Genomic DNA, 1,775 nt, shown 5'->3' with positions numbered 1-1,775 from the left:
GCCGAACCGGAACAACGGCGGACGGAACTACAGCAGATTCGAACCGTTGCCCTGCTCGGCGTGGCGCATGATCGTCGTAAAGCAACGGGACATGTGGTCGAGGTCCTCGTCCGAAAGCTGCTCGAAGACCTCGGCGCGGACGGTGGACACGTAATCCGGGGCAGCCTCGGCGAAGACGTGGCGGCCGACGCCGGTCAGCGCGACGGTGTAGTCGGAATCCGGGTCGGCGCCCGGGTCCTCGACGCTGATCACGCCGCGCTTCTCCATGCGCGTGGCGTGCAACAGCGCGCGCGGATGGTTCCACTTCAGGCGGCGGCACAGCTCATCGACGTGCATGACGCCGTCCTCGGTCTCGCTCAGCGCGATGAGCACGGTGAAGTCGCCGAACGTCAGGCCCGTGTTCTGCCGCAGGCTCGCCTCGATGTTGCGCTCGACGCTGCGGAAGGTGGACACGAGCATCTGCCAGAACTTCTGCTCGTCGTCGGTCAGCCACTCATAGTCGTTCATGGCATTCAGGCTAACGGGGTTGACGGCGAATGGCGCATTCGGCGCGCGCGCCGTCTACCCCAGGGTCGAATCGCGGAAGTCTTCGGCCGACGCGGAGATCGCGCGCATCGCGGCCAACGCGGCGTCCCGGTCGAGGCCGGGGATCGCGTCGAGCTGGTCGAACACGATGCTGCGGATCATTCGGACGTGGTCCGGGGCGGCGCGCTCGATGACGTCGCGGCCGTGGGCGGTGAGCTCCACGTCGATGCCGCGGCTGTCGTTGGCGCACCGGAGCTTGGTCACCAGCCCGCGCTTTTCCATGCGGGTGATCTGGTGCGACATGCGGCTGCGGTCCCACTTCAGGCCCTCGCACAGCTCGCGCATGCGCACGACGCCGCCGTCGGCCTCGGAAAGCTGCACGAGCACGGAGAAGTCCGCGCTGGAGATTTCCTCGGTGGTGAGCAGGCGCGTGTCCATCGCGCGCTCGACCGCCTTGGCGGCGTCCATCATTGCGCGCCATAGCGTCTGCTCATCGTCATTGAGCCATGGAACTTCCTGCTGCATGCCGCTCACGCTACCCCAATGACCACGTGTTTCACCAAAATGCAGAAAGTTGTTGACACGTCACAGACGGTGCGTTACACTCGGTTTTGTTGATACGGCAACACGCCGCCGGAAGGCCCCGCCTTTCCGGGACATGAAAATACTTCGAAAGGACCCATCATGGCTCTCTCCCCCAACTACGCCGGCACCTGGAACATCGACCCCTCGCACACGCAGATCGGTTTCATGGTCCGCCACGCGATGGTCACCAAGACCCGCGGCAAGTTCACCGATTACACCGGCTCCTTCACCATCGACCCGGAGAACCGGAACAACTCCGCGAACGTCGTCATCCAGGCCGCGTCGGTTGACACCGGTGACGAGAACCGCGACAACCACGTTCGCACCGGCGACTTCTTCGAGGTCGAGAAGTACCCGGAGATCACCTTCGTCGCCACCGACGCCAAGGTCACGGGCGACAACGAGGGCGTGCTCACCGGCGATCTGACCATCAAGGGCGTCACCAAGTCCATCGATCTCGACGTCGAGTTCGAGGGCACCAACGTCGACGCCTACGACCTGGAGCGCATCGGCCTCACCGCCACCGGCTCCATCAACCGCAAGGAATTCGGCGTCGACTGGCAGGCCCCGCTGAACTCCGGCGTCATGGTTTCCGACAAGGTCGTCCTGGAGATCGAGGTCTCCGCCGTCAAGGCGTAGTCTCCTCCTGACCTGCGGAGTCCGGG

3 protein-coding genes are annotated in these 1,775 nt (G+C 64.7%); 1 reads left to right on the top strand and 2 read right to left on the bottom strand.

Going from position 1 to position 1,775, the window contains the following annotated elements:
* Positions 1 to 27: 27 nt before the first annotated feature.
* Together GX015_RS00285 and GX015_RS00280 are read right to left on the bottom strand one after the other, a co-directional pair.
* Positions 28 to 507: a MarR family winged helix-turn-helix transcriptional regulator gene (locus GX015_RS00285; protein ID WP_291341908.1), complete on the bottom strand. Its 480-nt coding sequence runs from the start codon at positions 505 to 507 to the stop codon at positions 28 to 30.
* Positions 508 to 561: 54 nt separating this feature from the next.
* Entirely contained in the window at positions 562 to 1,050 is a 489-nt protein-coding gene (locus GX015_RS00280; RefSeq protein ID WP_291341906.1) for a MarR family winged helix-turn-helix transcriptional regulator, read from the bottom strand.
* A 159-nt stretch (positions 1,051 to 1,209) separates the two neighbouring features.
* Here GX015_RS00280 and GX015_RS00275 point away from each other — a divergent pair, with 159 nt between their 5' ends.
* Positions 1,210 to 1,749 (top strand): YceI family protein, encoded by a 540-nt coding sequence (locus GX015_RS00275; protein ID WP_291341905.1) that lies wholly within the window; start codon positions 1,210 to 1,212, stop codon positions 1,747 to 1,749.
* The last annotated feature ends 26 nt before the right edge of the window (positions 1,750 to 1,775 follow it).

It is taken from the genome of Corynebacterium sp., from assembly GCF_012837295.1.
Classification (GTDB): domain Bacteria; phylum Actinomycetota; class Actinomycetes; order Mycobacteriales; family Mycobacteriaceae; genus Corynebacterium.
Note: the sequence above shows the minus strand (reverse complement) of the source record. Positions and strands in the feature narration are given on the sequence as shown.